General features: G+C 66.1%; 12 protein-coding genes and 2 pseudogenes. 4 read left to right on the top strand and 10 right to left on the bottom strand.

What is annotated here, in order from left to right; genetic code table 11:
- Window positions 1-26 precede the first annotated feature (26 nt).
- The 3 genes from ACYP5B_RS49450 to pyrE all read right to left on the bottom strand — a co-directional run bounded on the left by ACYP5B_RS49450 (window position 27) and on the right by pyrE (window position 2,525).
- Window positions 27-809 (bottom strand): 3-hydroxybutyrate dehydrogenase, encoded by a 783-nt coding sequence (locus tag ACYP5B_RS49450; protein WP_267605245.1) that lies wholly within the window; start codon window positions 807-809, stop codon window positions 27-29.
- Window positions 810-905: 96 nt separating this feature from the next.
- A complete protein-coding gene (locus ACYP5B_RS49445) occupies window positions 906-1,646 on the bottom strand; it encodes an acetoacetate decarboxylase (RefSeq protein ID WP_267605244.1) in 741 nt (246 codons plus the stop codon).
- Window positions 1,647-1,835: 189 nt separating this feature from the next.
- On the bottom strand, window positions 1,836-2,525 hold the full coding sequence (gene pyrE, locus ACYP5B_RS49440; RefSeq protein WP_318234660.1) for an orotate phosphoribosyltransferase: 690 nt from the start codon (window positions 2,523-2,525) through the stop codon (window positions 1,836-1,838).
- A 30-nt stretch (window positions 2,526-2,555) separates the two neighbouring features.
- Between pyrE and ACYP5B_RS49435 the strand changes: the two genes are divergently transcribed.
- A complete protein-coding gene (locus ACYP5B_RS49435) occupies window positions 2,556-3,332 on the top strand; it encodes an exodeoxyribonuclease III (protein WP_318234659.1) in 777 nt (258 codons plus the stop codon).
- A gap of 16 nt (window positions 3,333-3,348) precedes the next feature.
- On the opposite strand, the pseudogene ACYP5B_RS49430 reads toward ACYP5B_RS49435, so the two are convergent.
- Together ACYP5B_RS49430 and ACYP5B_RS49425 are read right to left on the bottom strand one after the other, a co-directional pair.
- A pseudogene (locus ACYP5B_RS49430) lies at window positions 3,349-3,747 on the bottom strand (type II toxin-antitoxin system MqsA family antitoxin); the annotation flags it as partial.
- Window positions 3,744-3,869, bottom strand: a pseudogene (locus tag ACYP5B_RS49425) (type II toxin-antitoxin system MqsR family toxin); the annotation flags it as partial. The pseudogenes ACYP5B_RS49425 and ACYP5B_RS49430, both read right to left, overlap by 4 nt.
- A 207-nt stretch (window positions 3,870-4,076) precedes the next feature.
- Here ACYP5B_RS49425 and argC point away from each other — a divergent pair.
- Window positions 4,077-5,024, top strand: coding sequence for an N-acetyl-gamma-glutamyl-phosphate reductase (gene argC, locus ACYP5B_RS49420; RefSeq protein WP_459574771.1), 948 nt, complete (start codon window positions 4,077-4,079; stop codon window positions 5,022-5,024).
- A 163-nt stretch (window positions 5,025-5,187) separates the two neighbouring features.
- On the opposite strand, the gene ACYP5B_RS49415 is transcribed toward argC, so the two are convergent.
- On the bottom strand, window positions 5,188-6,186 hold the full coding sequence (locus ACYP5B_RS49415) for a M48 family metallopeptidase (protein ID WP_400101166.1): 999 nt from the start codon (window positions 6,184-6,186) through the stop codon (window positions 5,188-5,190).
- 197 nt (window positions 6,187-6,383) lie between these two features.
- Here ACYP5B_RS49415 and ACYP5B_RS49410 point away from each other — a divergent pair, with 197 nt between their 5' ends.
- Window positions 6,384-7,640 carry a muropeptide transporter gene (locus ACYP5B_RS49410; RefSeq protein WP_267605239.1) on the top strand — a complete coding sequence of 419 codons (1,257 nt, stop codon included), beginning with the start codon at window positions 6,384-6,386 and terminating at the stop codon, window positions 7,638-7,640.
- Window positions 7,641-7,683: 43 nt separating this feature from the next.
- Here ACYP5B_RS49410 and ACYP5B_RS49405 read toward each other — a convergent pair whose 3' ends face one another.
- Window positions 7,684-8,514, bottom strand: a complete 831-nt coding sequence (locus tag ACYP5B_RS49405) for an acyl-CoA thioesterase (protein WP_459574769.1) — start codon at window positions 8,512-8,514, stop codon at window positions 7,684-7,686.
- Between the two features lie 99 nt (window positions 8,515-8,613).
- The gene (locus tag ACYP5B_RS49400) at window positions 8,614-9,567 is read right to left on the bottom strand and encodes a DMT family transporter (protein ID WP_459574768.1); all 954 of its coding nucleotides are present in this window, start codon (window positions 9,565-9,567) and stop codon (window positions 8,614-8,616) included.
- 109 nt (window positions 9,568-9,676) lie between these two features.
- On the opposite strand from ACYP5B_RS49400, the gene ACYP5B_RS49395 reads away from it, so the two are divergent.
- On the top strand, window positions 9,677-10,603 hold the full coding sequence (locus tag ACYP5B_RS49395) for a LysR family transcriptional regulator (RefSeq protein ID WP_400101162.1): 927 nt from the start codon (window positions 9,677-9,679) through the stop codon (window positions 10,601-10,603).
- A gap of 23 nt (window positions 10,604-10,626) precedes the next feature.
- On the opposite strand, the gene metW is transcribed toward ACYP5B_RS49395, so the two are convergent.
- Together metW and metX are read right to left on the bottom strand one after the other, a co-directional pair.
- A complete protein-coding gene (gene metW / locus ACYP5B_RS49390; protein ID WP_318234654.1) occupies window positions 10,627-11,238 on the bottom strand; it encodes a methionine biosynthesis protein MetW in 612 nt (203 codons plus the stop codon).
- Complete coding sequence (gene metX / locus ACYP5B_RS49385; protein WP_318234653.1) at window positions 11,235-12,407, bottom strand: homoserine O-succinyltransferase MetX; 1,173 nt, start codon at window positions 12,405-12,407, stop codon at window positions 11,235-11,237. Before metX ends, metW begins: the two co-directional genes overlap by 4 nt.
- Between the last annotated feature and the right edge of the window lie 411 nt (window positions 12,408-12,818).

Raw genomic sequence — 12,818 nt, 5'->3', positions numbered from 1 at the left:
CCCCCCCCGGCCGCTTTTCTTGTCGCTTACTGCATGTACCAGCCGTGGCTCACGACAAAGGACTGCCCGGTCAGCGCCGCCGACGGGAAGGCGCACAGGAACAGCGCGGTCTGCGCCACGTCGTCCACGGTGGTGAACACGCCGTCCACGGTGCCGCCCAGCATGACGCGGCGAATCACCTCTTCCTCGCTGATGCCAAGCTCCTTGGCCTGTTCGGGAATCTGCTTGTCCACCAGCGGCGTGCGCACGAAACCCGGACAGATCACGTGCGAGCGCACGTTGTACTCCGCGCCTTCCTTGGCCAGCACGCGTGCCAGGCCAAGCAGCGCATGCTTGGCGGCAACGTAGGCGGACTTCAGCGGCGAGGCCTCGTGCGAATGCACCGAGCCCATATAGATCACGGTGCCGCCGCGCTTGTCCTTGTACATATGCTGGAGCGCGGCCTTGGTGGTGAGGAAGGCGCCATCGACGTGGATGGCCTGCATCTTCTTCCAGTCGGAGAAGGCGTAGTTCTGGATCGGGTTGACGATCTGGATGCCGGCGTTGGAGATCAGGATATCGATGCCGCCAAACGCCTTGGCCACCGCCTCGGTGGCGCTGTTGACCGCGTCCTCGTTGGTCACATCCATCGCCACGGCGATGGCGCGCCCGCCGGCGGCTTCGATATCGGCGGCGGCCTTCTGCGCAGCCTCGAGATTCAGGTCGGCGATGGCGACCGCCGCGCCCTCCTTGGCCAGCAGGTCAGCAATGGCCTTGCCGATGCCGCTGGCGGCGCCGGTCACGATGGCGGATTTTCCTTGGAGCTTCATGGACGTTTCTCCTGTCTGGATGATTCAGGTTAGGCGGGCCGGCCGGATGGGCCGGGACCGATGAAAACCGTTGGAAACCGATGGATGCGTGGCCGTTCAGGCCAGGTAATCGAACACCACCTCACCCAGACCTAGGGTGAGGTCGGCAACGTAGTGCTTGGCACCGAGGACCTCCAGCACCGGAAGGGCAGCCACCGGCGCGAGCGCATGGGGGGACAGCGATAGCGCTGCGGGCCCGGTCCACGCGCCCTTCATCTGCACGTCTTTCAGGAAGTAGCAGACCAGCTCACAGATGCGCGCGGAGCCGTCCACGTGCGGAATGACCTTGAGCAGGTAGTTGGGCGTGCTCGCGAGCGCCAGGCCCAGCACGTCCATGTCGAGCTCGCGGTGCTTGTAGCCCATGGTGCCGGTGGCGACACGCACCGGGCCGTAGTCGAGCGTGCCGACCAGCGTATCGGTGTGGACCGCGAGCGTGGGGCTGGCCAGCTTCTTCGGGAAGCCCCATAGCTCGCGCCCGCCCGCCAGTGGCGGATGGTCGTCGAGGTACATGGCATGGGTGTAGTTGCCGGGCTTGCCCTGGTAGGTGACGGGAATCACCTGGCCCGATTCGGTGTAGTCGCCAAACCCGGTGGAGTCTGGCATGCGGATGAATTCGTAGTTGACCACCGCGTCGGCGATCTCCAGGGGTTCCGGCACCACCGCGCGCAACAGCTCGGGATCGGTGCGGTAGGAGATGATGAAGAATTCGCGATGAATGAAGCGGTATGGCCCCATCGGATAGGCCGGACTGGTGAGCGGCATGGCGAATGCCTGCTCGCGGATCGTCTTGATGTCCATCGCCAGCTAACCTCCAAAAAAGAGATGCTGCGCCGCCTTGCCGGGCGGCAAAACGAATCCCTGGCGGCCCCGGGTATCCGGAAGGGGCCAGCCAGCGGAATCAGTCAGACCGGCGATTTTCCTGCGCGGTTCCCCGATATCTGCTGCGTTGCGACAAAGCTTTGCAAGCAGCAGGCAACAGGTTCCAGACTATACGCCGTAGCGCTGCCGATAGGCAGCCACCGCCTCGCGCGAGCCACCCAGCGCGGGATCCTGCGATGCGTCCAGGTAAGCCAGCAAGTCCTTCAGGCTGGCGATGGAGATCACCGGCACGCCATATTCGCGCTGCACATCCTGCACTGCAGAATGCGTCCCGACCTGATCGGCCGTGCCGCTCTTTTCCATGCGGTCGAGCGCGATCAGCACGGCCGCCGGCTCCGCGCCAGCCGCGCGGATCATCGCCATCGACTCGCGCACCGAGGTGCCGGCCGAGATCACGTCGTCGATGATCACGACCTTGCCCTGCAGCTTGGCGCCCACCAGCGTACCGCCTTCGCCGTGGTCCTTGGCTTCCTTGCGGTTGTAGGCGAAGCCAACGTCACGTCCGAGCCCGGCCAGCGCTACCGCGGTGGCGGACGCCAGCGTGATGCCTTTGTAGGCCGGCCCGAATAGCACGTCGAAGTCCAAACCGGAAGCGAGCAGGGTTTTCGCATAGAATTGCGCCACCTGGCCCAGCATCGCACCCTGGTTGAACAGGCCCGCATTGAAGAAGTACGGCGACTTGCGGCCCGCTTTGGTCACGAATTCGCCGAAGGACAGCACGCCAGCGTCGAGCGCGAAGCGGATGAAGGTCTGGCTCAGGTCGCCAGCGCCGGGCTGCGGCGTCGTCTGCTGCGTCATCTTTTCTCTCTGATTTCAAAATTTCCCGAGATGTTACGGATTATCAGCGCCAACCTCAACGGCATCCGCTCCGCGGCCAAGAAAGGCTTTTTCGAATGGATGGGCAAGCAGGACGCCGACATGGTCTGCGTCCAGGAGCTCAAGGCGCAGGCTGCCGACATGACGGAAGCGTTCCTGGCGCCACATGGCTACCACGGCTACTTCCATTATGCGGAGAAAAAAGGCTATAGCGGTGTCGGTCTTTACACCCGGCACAAGCCGGAGCGCGTGATCACCGGCTTCGGCGTCGCCGAGTTCGATAACGAAGGCCGCTATGTCGAGGTGCAGTATCCGCACCTTGCCGTGATTTCGGTCTACGTGCCCTCGGGCTCCAGCGGGGAGGAACGCCAGCAAGCGAAATTCCGCTTCATGGAAGCCTTCCTGCCCCACCTGCTGCAACTCAAGGCCAGCGGGCGCGAGATCGTGCTGTGCGGCGACGTCAACATCGCCCACAAGGAAATCGACATCAAGAACTGGAAGGGCAACCTGAAGAACTCGGGCTTCCTGCCGGAAGAGCGCGGCTGGATCGGCGAGCTGTTCGATGTGCACGGCTATGTGGACGTGTTCCGCAAGCTGGACCCGCGCCCCGAGCAGTACACCTGGTGGAGCAACCGCGGCCAGGCCTACGCGAAGAACGTCGGGTGGCGCATCGATTACCACCTGGCCACGACCAAGATCGCCGAGACCGCGCAGGCCACCTCGATCTACAAGGACGAGAAGTTCAGCGATCACGCGCCGCTGTCGATCGACTACGACTTCCCGCTGTGAGCCGACGCGCCGGCCACGCCGAGCGCACTTCGTCGAGCAGCTCCGGGTGCCGCTCCAGCACCTTGAGCAGCTTGACCAGGGCCAGCGGCGGCTTGGTCTTGCCGGTTTCGTAGCGCGAGAAGGCATTGACGCCGCCGCCGAAGATCTCCGCGGCCTCGCGCTGGTCCAGGCTCAGCTTCTTGCGCACGGCAACGATGAAGGCCGGATCGACGATCGCGGCGTTGACCTGCTTTTGGAAAGCCGCGGCCGCTTCGCCGTACCGGTCCGCTTGATCCGGATCCAGCACGATTTCCCCGCACGCCGGACAAAAGCTGCCCGAGACCGCGGGAACGATGACCGTTTCGCCCTTGTACGTATAAGGCACGTCGCGGGTGTCCTGCACCAGTTCCGCACCCCCGCATTCTGGACATTTCATGGTTCCAGCTCCTGGAATGACACGACCGGCACCGCATCGGTGACCATCAGTTTCAGATACAGTGCACCGGCGGCGGTAATCGGCCGGTAAACGTCCTGCCATACCTTGTGATCCGCGTAGGTTCCGATCACCGAGAGCCCGCAGTGAGGCCTGCAGTGAGGTGTATGTTTCTCGATCAAATTTAACCTACTAGGTTATGCGTGACAAGGGGATTTGCGCTGCATTGCGGCACGCACCCTGCCACGTCCCCCCAACCTAGTTACAATGCTGGTTCCCATCCGATTCCGGCGTGGGACCTTTCGTCTTTCGTATTTCCGAGTGAGTCCGCCATGGTTTTCAAAGTGTTCGTAGATGGTCAGGAAGGCACCACCGGTCTCCGGTTGCTCGACTATCTCTCCGGCCGTTCCGATGTGGAGCTGCTGCGTATCGCCGATGACAAGCGCAAGGATCCGGCCGAACGAGCACGCTTTCTGAATGCCGCCGACGTCGCTTTCCTGTGCCTGCCCGACGTTGCCTCCCGCGAGGCCGTGGCGCTGGTGACCAATCCCGATACCTGCGTGATCGACGCCAGCACGGCGTTCCGCACCACCGACAGCTGGGCCTATGGCCTGCCGGAACTCACGCGCGGCCAGCGCGAGAAGATCCGCACCAGCAAGCGCATCGCGGTGCCGGGCTGCCACGCCAGCGCCTTCCTGATGGCGGTGCGCCCGCTGGTGGAAGCCGGAGTGATGCAAGCCGATTACCCGGTCTCGGCATTCTCGCTGACCGGTTACAGCGGCGGCGGCAAGCAGATGATTGCCGAGTTCGAAGCCGGCGGTAACCCCAAGCTCAACAGCCCGCGCCCCTACTCGCTCGGCCTCGCGCACAAGCACCTGCCCGAGATGCGCGTGCAGGCCGGCCTGGCGCAGGCGCCGATCTTCAACCCGATCGTCGGCAACTTCCTCAAGGGCCTGGCCGTGACGGTGCCGGTGTACCCGGATCGCCTGGCGCGCAAGGTCACGCCGGAACAGATCGAGGACATCTACCGGAAGCACTACGAAGGCGAGCAGTTCGTGCGCGTGATGCCGGTGGGCGATGAGGCCAACCTGGACGGCGGCTTCTTCGACGTGCAGGCCAGCAACGACACCAACCGCGTGGACCTGTTCGTGTTCGGCTCGGCCGAGCGCATTGTGCTGATGGCGCGCCTGGACAACCTGGGCAAGGGCGCTGCCGGCGCTGCCGTGCAATGCATGAACGTGCATGTCGGCGCGGACGAGGCGACTGGCCTGAGCGCCTGACACGCTCAAGCGCCAATGCGGCTCTCACCAGCCGCGCGCGAATGAAAAAGCCGGCGATGGTTCGCCGGCTTTTTTTCGTCCCAGGAAATCCCTTCGATCAGATCCCGGCCTTGACCACCGTGCCCTTGCAGGATCCACCATCAAGAGCGCCTCTCGGGCGTCTCTACTTACTAAGTGGCTTTTGCCGGTCGTCGTCGCCGCTGTCGACCGGCGCGCTGCTCAGGTTGGCCATATTGGCCCGATAGGTCGGCAGCTTGCCGACGCTGGAATCGATCGCGCGCGCGTAGAGCGGCAACACCTCGGGCAGGTGCTTCTCCAGCTCGGCGATGCGGGTGCGGCCCGACGGATGGGTGGAGAGGAACTCCGAGCCCGACTGCGCCGAGGATTGCGAGACCGCCCCCATTTTTTGCCACAACGACACGGCGGCACGCGGGTCGTAGCCGGCACGCGCGGCGATGTCCATGCCCACCAGGTCGGCCTCGGTCTCGTCCGAGCGCGAGAACCGCAGCGTGAGCAGCTGCGCCCCGGTGCCGAGCGCCATATTGCCGAGGTTGCCAAAACCGAACAGTTGCGAGATCACGTTGGCGCCCAGGTTGGTGATCTCGGACTTGGCCGCCCGCTCGCGCGCATGCTCCTGCAGCGCATGGGCGATTTCGTGCCCCATCACCATGGCGACTTCGTCGTCGGTCAGCTTGAGCTGGTCGAGCAGGCCGGTGTAGAAGGCGATCTTGCCGCCGGGCATGCAGAACGCATTGACCTGCTTGGAGTTGATCAGGTTGACTTCCCACTTCCATTGCCTCGCGCGTTCGTTCCAGCGCGGGGTCTGCGGCAGGATGCGCTTGGCGATGGCGCGCAGGCGCACCAGCTGCGGGTTGTTGTCGCCGACCAGGGTCTTCTTGGCCTGCGCCTCTTCCTTGAGTTGCTCGTACTCTTGCGAGGCCTGCTGCTCGATGACCTCGACCGGCACGATCTGGCGGATGGACGCGCCGCCGCGTTGCACGCGGATGCCATCTTCAGCGTCCTGCGGCTGTGCCTGGCCCTGGGCCTGGGCGGCGGCCATGCTCAGCGCGGCGCTGGCTGCCAGCGCCAGCGCGGCCAGTCGACGTGGCAACGCAATCCCGGCCCGCCGGTGGCGGCACTGACAACGCTGGCGATCGGACATGTGCGATTCCTTGGATGCGGTTTCCTGCAAGCAGGGTGAGCAAGGGTTGATGCGGCCAGGACACGGTCCGGGCCCGGCGCATCCCGCGCATGGGGCCGGCGCTGACGGTAATGCAATAATACACGGCGCCTTGCCCCGCCTGATCGCCATCCCGACTGCCTCGATTGCCCCGATTGCCCCGATTGCCATCCTGATTCATGACCTTTCAAGCCTATCTCGACATTTTCCGCAATCGCCGCATCGGCGCCATGCTCACGCTGGGCTTCGCTTCGGGGCTGCCGCTGGCACTCACCTCCGGCACATTGCAGGCCTGGATGACGGTGGAAGGGCTTGATATCAAGACCATCGGCTTCTTCTCGCTGGTGGGCCAGGCCTATATCTTCAAGTTCCTGTGGGCCCCGCTGATGGACCGCTATACGCTGCCGCTGCTGGGCCGGCGCCGCGGCTGGCTGCTGCTGACCCAGATCGGGCTGGTGCTGGGCATCGCGGGCATGGCCTTCTGCCCGCCGCACGAGGCGCTGTGGACGCTGGCCGCGCTGGCCACCCTGGTGGCCTTCATGTCGGCCTCGCAGGACATCGTGTTCGACGCCTACAGCACCGACGTGCTGCGCGCGCCGGAGCGCGGCGTGGGGGCGGCGGTCAAGGTGCTGGGCTACCGGCTGGCGATGCTGGTCTCGGGCGGGCTGGCACTATGGCTGGCCGACCGCGTGCTGGGCTGGCAGCAGATGTACCTGCTGATGGCGGGGTTGATGGGCATCGGCATCGTCAGCCTGCTGTGGGCGCCCGAGGCGGAATCGCCGGCGCGCACGCCGCGCACCATGGAAGAAGCCATCCTCGGCCCGCTGCGCGACTTCTTCTCCCGCCCCGGCGCCTGGTGGCTGCTTTTGCTGATCGTGCTCTACAAGCTGGGCGATGCGTTTGCCGGCAGCCTGTCCACCACCTTCCTGATCCGCGGCGTGGGCTTTTCGGCCGGCGAAGTCGGCCTGGTCAACAAGACGCTCGGGCTGGCCGCCACCATCGTGGGCGCGCTGTTCGGTGGCACGCTGATGGTGCGCCTGGGCCTGTACCGCTCGCTGCTGCTATTCGGCATCCTGCAGGGGGTGTCCAACCTCGGCTACTGGATCCTGGCGGTGACGCCGCCGCACCTGTGGACCATGGGCGCCACCATCGCGGTGGAGAACCTCTGCGGCGGCATGGGCACGGCGGCCTTCGTGGCGCTGTTGATGACGCTGTGCAACCGCTCGTTCTCGGCCACCCAGTACGCGCTGCTGTCCGCGCTGGCCTCGGTCGGGCGCGTCTATGTGGGGCCGAGCTCGGGCTACCTGGTGGAGGCCTTCGGCTGGTCGGCCTTCTACCTCAGCACCGTGGCGGTGGCGGTGCCCGGCGTGGTGCTGCTATGGGCGATGCGCAACACCGTGCACCGCTACGAGGCCCAGGCCCGCGCCGCGGCCTGACCCCCTGCCCCCCTGACACCCTGATACCCGGCAGCGCGAACGCTTACTGCTTGTAGTAGACGATCTGGTGCGAGGTCGCCAGCAGTTCGCCCTGCGGGCTCCAGATCTGCGCGCTCTGGTCGAAGAAGCCCTGGCGGAACACCTGCGCCTGGGCGCTGCCCAGCACATGGCCCTCGCCCAGCGCGGCCAGGGTCGCGGCATCGGCATGGAAGTACGTGGTCAGCGACACGGTGCCGGCCGGCACGAAGCCGGCGCGCTTGAGGAAGATGCGCGGGTAGAAGGTGTCGCACCACGCCGCCATCGCGGCGAAGTCCGGCGTACGCGCGGGCGCGTCGCGCAGCCAGAACTGGGTCAGGCTGTCCGGATTCTCGGTGCCGGCCTCGACATTCGGCTTGGCGCCGCGCACCGGCCGCAACTCATACGCATCCAGCCAGCGCACCGGCGCGAAACCGGCCATCGGTGGGACATCGCTTGCCGGCGGCACCTGCGGGAACACCGCCTCGCCGCAATTCCAGGTCTCGCGGCGCACCGCGAAGAAGGCGGTAGCCGTGGTCGCCACTTCGTCGCCCTGGCGCAGCTCGATGGTCCAGTGCTGGGTGTTGCGGTTGGTACGCACCGGACGCGCCTCGATCACAAAGGGCCCTTCGACGATCGGGCCGGCGAAGTTGACGGTCAGCGCGGACGGATCGCCCAGCCGCTCGGGATGCTGCAGCACGGCCTGCAGCAGGGTGGCCGCCGTGATGCCGCCGAAGGGGCCGATCATGTTCCAGTAGGCAGGCGTGGTGCGGCCGTGGAACAGGTTTGCGCCTGCCGGCTCCAGCGCAATCGCGTGGTCGAAGGAATGGAGGGTCTGGCTGGCTGGCGTGGCGGACATGCTGGGGACCAAAAAAGTACGATCGTTCGATAATACTGCAAACGGTAGATCGGCGCTGGCGCCGCATCAACCGAGCGTCCCCTCCAATCCGCCGCCGGCTCAGCCCTCCTCCCGTGCCGCACGCGCCCGCCGCAAAGGATTCCAACCCAGCTGGTTGCCGATCACCGCCAGCAGGATCAGCGCCATGCCCGCCAGTTGCAGCGGCGTGAGCACCACCCCGAACACCAGCACATCGATCACGATGGCCACCAGCGGGTAGACAAACGACAGCGTGGCGATCGACAGCACGTTCAGGCGCTGGAAGGCGCCGTACAACAGCGTGTACATCACCCCGGTATGCACCAGGCCAAGCGCCAGCAGCGCCCCCCAGGTCCGCCCGCCGAAGGTTTCCACCGCCGGATGCGCCAGCGGGAACAGCATGACCACCCCCATCACCATCTGCAGGCCCGCGATCTGCCCTGCCGGAATCCCCTTGAGGCGGCGCGTGGCCATGGTGGTGATGGCATACAGCAATGCCGCCAGCATCGCCAGCCCGACCCCATACAGCATGCCGCCAGTGGCGCCGCCATGTTCCAGCCCGGTAATCAGCACCACGCCGCCAAAGGCGAGCACCAGCCAGGCGAGGCGCCCGGGTGCGATGGCCTCGCGCTGGAACAGCGCCGCCAGCAGCAGCAGGAAGAAGGGCTGGGTGTGATAGACCACCGTGGACACTGAAATGCCGCTGTACGAATAGGCGGAGAACAAGGCCAGCCAGTTGAGGATCAGCGTGACGCCGCCCAGCGCCATCCAGCCCCAGTCGCGGCCGCGCATGGGCTGCCAGCCGCGCCGCAGGGCCAGCGTGCCCAGCAGCGCGGCGCCGCCGAAGATGCAGCGGAAAAACACCACGTCGAGCGGGGACTGCCCGCTGGTCACCACGAACCAGCCGATGGTGCCCGACAGGGCCATGGCGGCCACCATGCGCCAGGCGCCGCCGCGCCGGGCGGATTCCGTGGCCTGCGGGGCCGGGGTGGCGGCCGGGGAAGCCACGGCGGTGCCAGATCTATCGATATTCATTGATGTCTCCAACGCTTGGACGCCATTGTTCCACCGCGCAATCAAGTCAACAATCCATCAGATAAGCAATTACCATTTGACCTGTGATCACAAATCCAGGAGCCAGCCCATGCCGGTCGCGCAACTTAACGCCATGGCCGTATTCGCCCGGGTGGTGGAATGCGGCAGCTTCTCGGCCGCCGCCCGCGAGCTTGGCATGACACCCTCCGCCGTCAGCCGCCATGTGACTCGGCTGGAAGCAGCCATCGGCGCAAGCCTGCTGCAACGGACCACGCGCGCCTTTGCCCTGACCGAACTCGGGCAAGCGGTGCATGCCGCCTGCGCGCGCATGGTGGCGGCCGCGCAGGAGGTGAACACGCTGGCCAGCGACCACGGCGGCGCGCCGCATGGCCTGCTGCGGATCAGCGCGCCGGTGGTGTTCGGGCAGGCCTGGCTGGCACCGCGGCTGCCGGCCCTGCTGGACCGCTTTCCCGCGCTGGACCTGCAGCTGACGCTGGCGGACCGCCTGGTGGACCTGGTGGAAGAAGGCGTGGACGTGGCCATCCGTATTGCGCGCGAACTGGCGCCGGGACTGGCGGCGCGGCCAATCCGCGCGGTGCGTTACCGGCTGGTGGCGGCACCCGGCTGGCTGGCCCGGCATGGCACGCCCGCCGAGCCGGCGGCGCTAGCCGGGCATCGCTGCATCTACCTGGGCTATGGCGCCTTCGGCGAACGCTGGAGCCTGCGGCACAAGCGCGACGGGCAAACAGTGGCGCTGCGCATCCCGCCGAAGGTCACGCTCAACAACAGCGCGGCCATCGTCGCCATGGCGCAGGCCGGCGGCGGCATCGGGCTGGTGCCGGATTTCTCGGCCGCGGCGGCGCTGGCGTCAGGCAGCCTGGTACCGGTGCTTCACGACTGGGAGATCCTGGAACCCTACGTGGGCACCGCCTTCGCGGTCTACACGCCAACCCGCCACCTGGCCCCCAAGGTGCGCGCCTTCGTCGACCACCTGGTGGCGCAGGCGGCGCTCGAGACTAGCGCGGCGGGCGGCTGAACGAAGCCCCCGCCCTCGCCGGCTCAGGTGGCGCATACCCGGTACACCGCCAGGCTGCCGCGCCAGTTCGAGCCCCAGTTGACCGTCACGCCCTCATGCATCACCACGCGGTCGAGGATGCGCAGGCCGACCTTGGACGCCAGCGCTTCAAAGTCGCTGATGGTCAGCACCCGCACGTTCGGCGTGTTGTACCACTGGTACGGCAGCGCCTCCGACACCGGCATGCGGCCGCGGAACACCGACAGCCGGTGCGGCCAGTAGCCGAAGTTGGGGAAGGACACGATGCATTCGCGCCCCACCCGCAGCGTCTCGCGCAGGACCTGCGCGGTGTTGTGGATGGTCTGCAGCGTCTGCGACAGGATCACCGTATCGAAGCTCTTGTCCTCGAACAGCGCCAGGCCGCCTTCCAGGTTCTGCTGGATCACGTGCACGCCCTTCTGCGCGCACGCCAGCACGCCGTCGTCCTGGATCTCGATGCCGTAGGCCTGCACGTCGAGCTCGTCCTGCAGCACGCGCAGCAGGCTGCCGTCGCCGCAACCAAGGTCGAGCACCGTGGAGTTGGGCTCGATCCAGCGCGCGATGGCGCGAAAGTCGGGGCGCAGCGCCAGGATATTGGGGTTGGCCGCGGCATTCATGCGCCTATCTCCTCGGCGATGCGTTCGTAGTAGGCGCGCATCAGGTTGTGATAGCGCGGGTCGTCGAGCAGGAAGGCGTCGTGCCCGTGCGGCGCATCGATCTCCGCATAGCTGACCGGGCGCTTGTTGTCGAGCAGGGCCTTGACCAGCTCGCGGCTGCGATTGGGGGCGAAGCGCCAGTCGGTGGTGAAGCTGGCCACCAGGAAGCTGGCCTGCGTCTGCGACACCGCGCGCGTGAGATCACCGCCGAAGGCCAGCGCCGGATCGAAATAATCGAGCGCGCGCGTGATCAGCAGGTAGGTGTTGGCATCGAAGTACTCGGCGAACTTGTCGCCCTGGTAGCGCAGGTAGCTCTCCACCTGGAACTCGACATCGAAGGAGAAGCGGATGTCGTCGGTCTTGAGCTCGCGGCCGAATTTCTCCGCCATGTCCTCGTCGGACAGGTAAGTGATATGGCCGATCATGCGCGCGACACGCAGGCCGCGCTTGGGCTTGACGCCGTGCGCGTAGTAGTTGCCGCCGTGGAAGTCCGGGTCGGACAGGATCGCGCTGCGCGCCACCTCGTTGAAGGCGATGTTCTGCGCCGACAGCTTGGGAGTGGATGCCACCACGATGCAGTGGCGCAGCCGCTGCGGATACATCAGGCTCCAGGCCAGTGCCTGCATGCCGCCCAGGCTGCCGCCCATCACCGCCGCGAACTGGGTGATGCCGAACCGGTCCGCCACGCGCGCCTGGGCATTGACCCAGTCTTCCACCGTGACCACCGGGAACATCGCGCCATAGGGCTGGCCGGTGGCGGGGTTGGCGCTCATCGGGCCGGTCGAGCCGAAGCAGGAACCGAGGTTGTTGACGCCGATGACGAAGAAGTGGTCGGTGTCGAGCGGCTTGCCCGGGCCGACCATGTTGTCCCACCAGCCGACGTCGCGCGGGTCGTGCTCGTACACGCCGGCCACGTGGTGCGAAGCGTTGAGCGCGTGGCACACCAGCACGGCGTTGGAGCGGGCGGCGTTGAGCGTGCCGTAGGTCTCGACCATCAGGTCGTAGTCGGCTAGCGAGGTGCCGTTGCGCAGCTTCAACGGCTCGGGGAAATGCATGCGCTGCGGCGTGACGAAGCCGACCGAATCGGCCGGCAATGCCAACGTGGCAGGAGGCGGAGCTACGTCTGTCATGGAATAAGCCCGTTGGCAAACAGGCGAAAAAAAACCCGACCGGCATTGCGTGGACGTTGCCTGCGGATGACATCGAACCTGACATCAAACACAGCATCAACGACGGCGCAGCCAAATCGGGTTTTGCACGGGTCTTGTGTCCCGCGTGTCGGTGCCTTGCGTGGCAGGGAACCGACCCACCTCTTTAGCCGCATTTATATTGGCTGCCGGAACCCCCAAAACCACGCCTCCAGGGGTTACCATGCCGCCGCGCGCCCGCAAGCCAGTCATCAAATCGGCGCGACCCGCTTATTATAGAGCAAACAAAGGCGCCGGCGGCGGCGCGCCGCCCGACGCGATCCAAACACGAACCAGACGCTAACCAAACGCCAATCCAGCCTTGACGAAACCACCCAGCATCCTGGTCATCGA

It is taken from the genome of Cupriavidus sp. 8B (assembly GCF_054589115.1).
This window is presented reverse-complemented; position numbering and strand designations above follow the sequence as displayed.

Coding starts and splice junctions, on each gene's coding strand:
- ACYP5B_RS49450 (WP_267605245.1), bottom strand. CDS start 809: ATGAAGCTCCAAGGAAAATCCGCCATCGTGACCGGCGCCGCCAGCGGC.
- ACYP5B_RS49445 (WP_267605244.1), bottom strand. CDS start 1,646: ATGGACATCAAGACGATCCGCGAGCAGGCATTCGCCATGCCGCTCACC.
- pyrE (WP_318234660.1), bottom strand. CDS start 2,525: ATGACGCAGCAGACGACGCCGCAGCCCGGCGCTGGCGACCTGAGCCAG.
- ACYP5B_RS49435 (WP_318234659.1), top strand. CDS start 2,556: ATGTTACGGATTATCAGCGCCAACCTCAACGGCATCCGCTCCGCGGCC.
- argC (WP_459574771.1), top strand. CDS start 4,077: ATGGTTTTCAAAGTGTTCGTAGATGGTCAGGAAGGCACCACCGGTCTC.
- ACYP5B_RS49415 (WP_400101166.1), bottom strand. CDS start 6,186: ATGTCCGATCGCCAGCGTTGTCAGTGCCGCCACCGGCGGGCCGGGATT.
- ACYP5B_RS49410 (WP_267605239.1), top strand. CDS start 6,384: ATGACCTTTCAAGCCTATCTCGACATTTTCCGCAATCGCCGCATCGGC.
- ACYP5B_RS49405 (WP_459574769.1), bottom strand. CDS start 8,514: ATGTCCGCCACGCCAGCCAGCCAGACCCTCCATTCCTTCGACCACGCG.
- ACYP5B_RS49400 (WP_459574768.1), bottom strand. CDS start 9,567: ATGAATATCGATAGATCTGGCACCGCCGTGGCTTCCCCGGCCGCCACC.
- ACYP5B_RS49395 (WP_400101162.1), top strand. CDS start 9,677: ATGCCGGTCGCGCAACTTAACGCCATGGCCGTATTCGCCCGGGTGGTG.
- metW (WP_318234654.1), bottom strand. CDS start 11,238: ATGAATGCCGCGGCCAACCCCAATATCCTGGCGCTGCGCCCCGACTTT.
- metX (WP_318234653.1), bottom strand. CDS start 12,407: ATGACAGACGTAGCTCCGCCTCCTGCCACGTTGGCATTGCCGGCCGAT.